The sequence below is a fragment of the Faecalibacterium longum genome (assembly GCF_040094125.1).
Lineage (GTDB): Bacteria > Bacillota > Clostridia > Oscillospirales > Ruminococcaceae > Faecalibacterium > Faecalibacterium longum.
In genome coordinates this window covers 1-6,381 of sequence record NZ_JBBNIH010000084.1, presented here as the reverse complement: position 1 = coordinate 6,381, position 6,381 = coordinate 1, and the positions used below count along the sequence as shown (strand labels likewise).

Genomic DNA, 6,381 nt, shown 5'->3' with positions numbered 1-6,381 from the left:
TGATTTGAAATAACCTGTATGCGAAATTGTTCTTTTTCATCCTCGGTCATCTCAAGTGGAACGCCGTGCAATGTGTCTACAATATAGGACGAAATTTTAGCGAAGTGCTCGTCAAAATCAGTGGTATTCAAATTTTCTTCCTGATTCACTTCACTCTGCATGTACGGTCGCCTCACTTTCCTTTTTTTTAGGCATAAACCAATAAAATATAACACAAAATGCTAAAGCAAACACAACACCAAAAACATTTTGACTCACTCTAAGACTAACCGCTCCTTGTAGTCCATATGTCTCTGCAGCAATGGCTAAAGCACCAAATGTGTTAAATACTGCCTGCCAGCCATATTGTGCTGAAAATCCTACACCGATTCCACCAAGAATTCCTATATATGCATAGATTGACGAAGGAAGCAGAAAATATAATACTGTAAAACATATAACACCTGCAATATTTCCGACAATCCTTTTACGGACTCTGTAGTGCATATCTTCCATAGACGGCAAAATCACGGACATGGCCGCAATACCAGCCCACATTGCACGTGGCATATTACAAAGTTCTGCAATGCAAAGGACAATCGGTACGCATAAAATCTGACATATCTGCCATTTTGTTCTGGAAGAAGTGATATCAAATTCTTGTATCAGATCTTTCAGATTTCTTTTATAAGTTCTGTTTTTATGATTTCGATAAAATACGAAGCAGGTAAGTGCTGCACCTAAAGCCATTCCGACTAATCGCATCTGATAGCTTTTTCCCGTAACATCATAACCATATAGCAGCAGATACCCAAGAACCAATGTAGATTGATTAAACATGGATGGATTATGGCATCCGAACAGAATCAACACAGCCAGTGCCGCAATATTTAACAGCATTCCCAATACCGGTGAAAACTGATTTGCTAAATGCGGACATACAGTCATAATTACAAAGAACAAAGCCAAAAGCATCGTAGATTGTCCGGTGTGGATCCCCAGATCCGCATTCCTAAACACCATGAGACATAATAAGACTACTACACCTACAATGCTGTTCTCATTTCCAAATAGGATGCTGAAAATACTAACAAAGAAAAAACAAAATGCCATTGTAGCAGCTATCTTCACCAGATATACCCACATATGATATAGTTTTTCTTTTAGTGTTTCACTCTTTTTCAACAGGTTTTTAGAACCTGCCTGATTTAACTGCAACTCCTGATAAAATGTCATATAAATCCTCCCATCTTCTAATTTATCTTAAAACTAGATAATCTCATCTTTCTGCTTTGGCAGCTCTATAACAAATCTGCATCCACCATATTCACGGTTTTCTGCTTTGATTGTTCCTCCGGCACTATCTACAATCCGTTTTACAAGTGCAAGACCTAGGCCATTTCCTTCTGCTTTATGAGATCCATCTACCTGATAGAACTTGTCAAATATTCTGGATTTTACATCATCCTCTATTCCTGGTCCTTCATCTTCCAGAATGAACTTAACAGAATCCTGTTCTTGTTTCAGAAACATCGTAATTGTCCCCTTTGAAGGGCTGAACTTAATCGCATTATCTAAAAGATTTATCCAGATATGCATAAAAAGTCCTTCATTCGCAGTATATTTAACTTCCTCCAATTCTACCTGAAAACCAATTTCTTTTTCTGTCCATTTTGTTTCCAATGAAAGAACTGCCTGGCGGATCTGTTCATCCAGACGATATTCTGTTTTTTTCATTGGTATATTCTGATTCTCTAACTTGGATAACAGCAAAATATTACCAACCAATCCGGAAAGTCTTTGGGTGTTAAATAAGATTTTTTCTACATATTCCTCTTGATCCGGAGACAGTTCTTCTCCCTGAAGTAGCATTGTATATCCTTCAATGGCATTAATCGGGGTCTTAAACTCATGAGAAACATCAGATACAAAATCCATCTGCAGCACCTCTGTTGCACGAAGTTCTTTTGTCATAACGTTAAAACTTTGATAAGATTCTCCAACTTCTGCTATACGGCTGTTCGTTTCCAAATGCTGTTCAAAATCTCCCCGAGAAACTTCCTTCATTGCTTTACTAAGTCTTGTAATTGGTTCCAGTAACTTTGCATTAATAAAGGAAGTGATCAGCCCTGCAATCAATGTATTGAAAATCAAAAGCCAGCCAAGCACAGGTATGCTGCCCGGCAGATTAAAAAAATGATTCAAAAAAGCAAATAATAATGCAGATATGACTGTTGAAAATACAAGTGCCAGCCAGATTGCACCAGTCAGACAGGATCGGATCCGCAATCCTTTTTCTTTCTTTTGTTCCATTATTTTTTCACCACCTTGTATCCAATTCCACGCATTGTTACGATTTCAAAATCAGGGTTATCTTTCAAACGCTCCCTGATTCTTCCTATATGTACCTCTATCGTATGTGGGTCTGCCTCCGTCTCGTATCCCCATACTTCATCCATCAACTGTTGTTTTGTAAATATTCTGCCTGGCGAAGCTGCAAGCTTATATAAAAGCAGGAATTCTTTTTTAGGCAAAACAAGACTTTCCTTATCAGTTGTAACCGTCATTGCATCATAATCAAACTCTGTTGAACCGATCACAATTTTGTGTTCATTCAGTATCTGTGCACGGCGAAGCAGTGCTCCGACTCTTAAAACCATTTCATTCACATTTACCGGTTTTACCATATAATCGTCACTTCCCGAAAGAAATCCCTGGCGCATATCATCAAAGGAACCTTTCGCAGTGATCATAAGTACAGGTATCTGATATCCTGCTGAACGGAGTTCCGACACCAGTTCATAACCATCCATAACCGGCATCATAATATCAGAAATGATCAGATCAATATATTCCTTAACCAATACTTCTAATGCCTGTGCTCCATCCGATGCACTTTTGACTTGATATCCATTCTTCTCAAGCACTTTTTGGAATAGCTGGCTTAATTCTTTATCATCTTCTACAATCAATATTTGAAACACGTTTTCCTTCCTCCTTATTAAAACAGATACCTTGCCCATCCAAGCAGATGCTGTACCAAAAATATTTTTCTCTGACGTTTCTTTGTTAATTCGATTGGCTCTACATGATATGGATCACGATAGGTTCCATCTTCCAATACCTGGCGGGACACTCTTTCATATTCCATCATGCCCTCTTCCAACTGTTTATTAATATCTTTACTGCGAATTACAAGCATCAGTTCCGTATCCAGATATGCACTTCTCATGTCCATATTAAAGGAACCGATTACAGACAGATCATCGTCAATCAGAATACTTTTTCCGTGGTATGAATAACCGCCTTCATATTCCCAGATATTAATTCCTGTACTTAAGATTCTATTTCTGTTTTTCGCATAATCGGCAGCCCCAAATGGATTCCCATTATTCGCAACTGAATTTGTCATGATAGAAAAATCTGAAACGTTCTCTGCAATCTCCTCCCATGTATTATACATCATATCATTACAGATAATATATGGCGTGTGGATCTTCACACGATTTTTTGCATTTTTCATCAATTCTCCCAACTGATACCACACTACTGGTTCTTTGGAACCTGTGTGAATAGGATTTGACACTAATGCAATCTTTTCTGTCTCAAAAGTTTCGTCCGTGTAATCGGTATCGCAGATTCTTTCCTTATTCTCTTCAAAATATTTCTGATAGCCGTTTTGCAACTCTAAAACTGCGTTCTTTACAGATTTTCTATTTGCCAGTTTTTTATTGTCATGAAAATAATCACTGTCTTCTTGTTCCCATATCGTTTCAAAATACTCTAACAACTGGTTAACTGAATTTTCTTTCTCAGGTTCATCGCAAACCACTAACACGTCTCTATCATAGTTCTTATGTCCCGGAAAATCACCCAGGAAATAATTGTATGTATTTCTTCCCCCAAGAATATATCTCTTTCCATCTGCAATCAAATATTTATCATGCATTCTACCCATTATTTTCCACGGTTTCAACGGATTGGCCTTATTATACAATTTAATTTCAACATTCTCATGGGAAGATAATCCATAGAAATACGGATTTCCTTCCATATCAATCCAGCTCTCCATTCCATCTACCAACAGACGAATATGTACACCTCTGTCTGCCGCATCATGCAGTGCTCCTAAGATCAATTTTCCACTTTCATCGGATTGAAATGCAAAAGTAGAAAGAATAATTTCCTTTTTTGCATTCTTGATCAAACGCACTCTTTGTAAAAGCGCTTCTGGATTCTTTTCTATGATTACTGCCCGTTCTGTATTTTCACTGCATTCGTTCCATGACCCATTTTTTGTTTCTTTTTTGGTTGTATTGGACACTTCCGGCTGCTTTTTATATGCAACGCAGATTCCGAGCAATTCATAAAAAGCCACACATAAAAAAATTGCCAGTATAACAAGAAGGATTTTACATATTTTATGCTTTTTCATTGTACATCACTTGATTCCTTTTTATTTCTTATTCTTATTCATTAGCAATACAATACAATAGAAAACTCAATTTAACCTCAACAAGGTTTGTTTTTTCATCCATGCAAAATCTTCTTTGTACAACAGACTGTTAGATATAGCAAAAACGGCCTTTCAAAAACAGTTAACTTCTAGATCAACTGTTTTTTGAAAGGTCGTTTCATCAGATTCTTATAGCAATCCAGCAAATAATCTCATAAATAATTGTCCCAGTCGCAAATATGCACTTCGTCCGGTTTGATATTGGTCTGTCACATCACGACATTCTCCCATCGTTCTTATCAGATCATTTTTTATTTCCACAACTGCCTGACAATCTGCCATAAAACAGCCGTTTTCAAAATGGTGATATAAACTTCGATAATCCAAATTAATTGTTCCACAAGTTGCCATACAGTCATCTGCCACACTCATTTTTGCATGACAGAAACCAGGAGTCCACTCATAAACACGAACACCATGTTTAACTAATCCATGATAAAAAGAACGAGTTACATTATAAATGAATTTTTTATCAGGGATACCAGGTGTGATAATTCTTACGTCTACCCCTCGCTTAGCAGCCAGACATAACGCATGCGTCATTTCATCTGTTATGATTAGATATGGAGTCATAAACCAACAATATTTTTCAGCTTTATTTATCATACTGATATAAACTTCTTCTCCGACCTGCTCATTATCCATAGGACTGTCTGCATAAGGCTGAACAAAACCTGTTTGCTGTGCTTTATAATCGTAATGAATAATGTATTTACTAAAATCAGTATCATTCGTAGCTTTTTCACTAACAGCATTCCACATTTCTAAAAATGTCACTGTAAGCGACTGAACAGCATCTCCTTCTAAACGAATACCTGTATCTTTCCACTGTCCATACGGGTGTGTGTAATTAAAATATTCGTTTGCTAGATTATATCCACCTGTAAATCCGACTTTTCCATCAATAACTGTTATTTTTCTATGATCACGATTGTTCAAAAACAGATTTAAACCTGGCATAAACGGATTGAATACACGGCAATGAATTCCTATTGTCTCCATTTTTTTCACAAAATCTGTGTTAATAAAGCCTATAGAACCCATATCATCGTAGAATACTCTAACTTCCACACCTGCTTTTACTCGCTCTTCCAGAACATCTTGAATCTTATGCCATGCTTCAGCGTCTTCTATCGCATGATATTCCATAAAGATAAACTTTTGTGCTTTCTCCAAATCCTTAAGCTGTGCCTCTAATCCTTTCACTGCTTCATCAAAATACACAATATCCGTATTCTGATAGATTGGATACTGCGAATTTCTTTGTATGTAACTTGCTATATTTCCTGCTTTCGGAATTGCTTCTTTTATTCTGCTCAAACACTCCTGACTGTCCGGAAGCATTGGTAACAATTTGCTATCAATTTCTGCATACCGCTCACGCATTTTATGTGTGCCACCATTCAAACCAATCAACAAATACAGGCCTACACCCATAATTGGGAAAATTAGAATTAAGATGACCCAAGGCATTTTCATAGAGGATGTCTTATTTGATGCGTACAATCCCAAAACCAAGATCCCACTCAAAATCCTTGTAAATAAATTTATGACTTCTGCATATTCATTCAAGCGTGTTACGATAGTAATAATAAAAATCACTTCCAGAAGAATGCAGATTATGGAAAAACACAGCCGTTTTACCCCATTTTTTGTTTTTGCTTTGCCCTCTAAAGTATCTTGTTTCATATATATTCCGCCTTCCTACTTGCTCAGTTTTCTCCCTAAATTTCGTGGAACATACCAATTTTGTCTTTTATTCTCTGCATTTCATTACACCGGACTGGATAAGTTTGGTGCGGATGTCCTCATACAGTGAAATAATTTGATACTTACAAGTATATTCCAAATAGTCAGAATTGCAATAGGTAACCTGAGCTGTTTTC

At 36.9% G+C, this 6,381-nt stretch carries 5 protein-coding genes; all 5 read right to left on the bottom strand.

The window, feature by feature from the left end; all coding sequences use genetic code 11:
- Nucleotides 1-150: 150 nt before the first annotated feature.
- The 5 genes from AAAU26_RS02360 to cls all read right to left on the bottom strand — a co-directional run bounded on the left by AAAU26_RS02360 (nt 151) and on the right by cls (nt 6,184).
- Nucleotides 151-1,215, bottom strand: a complete 1,065-nt coding sequence (locus tag AAAU26_RS02360; protein ID WP_217211259.1) for an FUSC family protein — start codon at nt 1,213-1,215, stop codon at nt 151-153.
- 33 nt (nt 1,216-1,248) lie between these two features.
- The gene (locus AAAU26_RS02355) at nt 1,249-2,292 is read right to left on the bottom strand and encodes a HAMP domain-containing sensor histidine kinase (protein WP_005929825.1); all 1,044 of its coding nucleotides are present in this window, start codon (nt 2,290-2,292) and stop codon (nt 1,249-1,251) included.
- On the bottom strand, nt 2,292-3,002 hold the full coding sequence (locus AAAU26_RS02350) for a response regulator transcription factor (RefSeq protein WP_005946428.1): 711 nt from the start codon (nt 3,000-3,002) through the stop codon (nt 2,292-2,294). The genes AAAU26_RS02355 and AAAU26_RS02350 overlap by 1 nt, the downstream gene beginning before the upstream one ends.
- Entirely contained in the window at nt 2,981-4,414 is a 1,434-nt protein-coding gene (locus tag AAAU26_RS02345) for a phospholipase D family protein (RefSeq protein ID WP_227619721.1), read from the bottom strand. Before AAAU26_RS02345 ends, AAAU26_RS02350 begins: the two co-directional genes overlap by 22 nt.
- A 210-nt stretch (nt 4,415-4,624) precedes the next feature.
- Nucleotides 4,625-6,184, bottom strand: coding sequence for a cardiolipin synthase (gene cls, locus AAAU26_RS02340; RefSeq protein WP_097781595.1), 1,560 nt, complete (start codon nt 6,182-6,184; stop codon nt 4,625-4,627).
- Between the last annotated feature and the right edge of the window lie 197 nt (nt 6,185-6,381).

What these genes read in the sequence shown, in the direction of transcription:
- cls (WP_097781595.1), bottom strand. Translation starts at nt 6,184, where the DNA reads ATGAAACAAGATACTTTAGAGGGCAAAGCAAAAACAAAAAATGGGGTA.
- AAAU26_RS02350 (WP_005946428.1), bottom strand. Translation starts at nt 3,002, where the DNA reads ATGGGCAAGGTATCTGTTTTAATAAGGAGGAAGGAAAACGTGTTTCAA.
- AAAU26_RS02345 (WP_227619721.1), bottom strand. Translation starts at nt 4,414, where the DNA reads ATGAAAAAGCATAAAATATGTAAAATCCTTCTTGTTATACTGGCAATT.
- AAAU26_RS02355 (WP_005929825.1), bottom strand. Translation starts at nt 2,292, where the DNA reads ATGGAACAAAAGAAAGAAAAAGGATTGCGGATCCGATCCTGTCTGACT.
- AAAU26_RS02360 (WP_217211259.1), bottom strand. Translation starts at nt 1,215, where the DNA reads ATGACATTTTATCAGGAGTTGCAGTTAAATCAGGCAGGTTCTAAAAAC.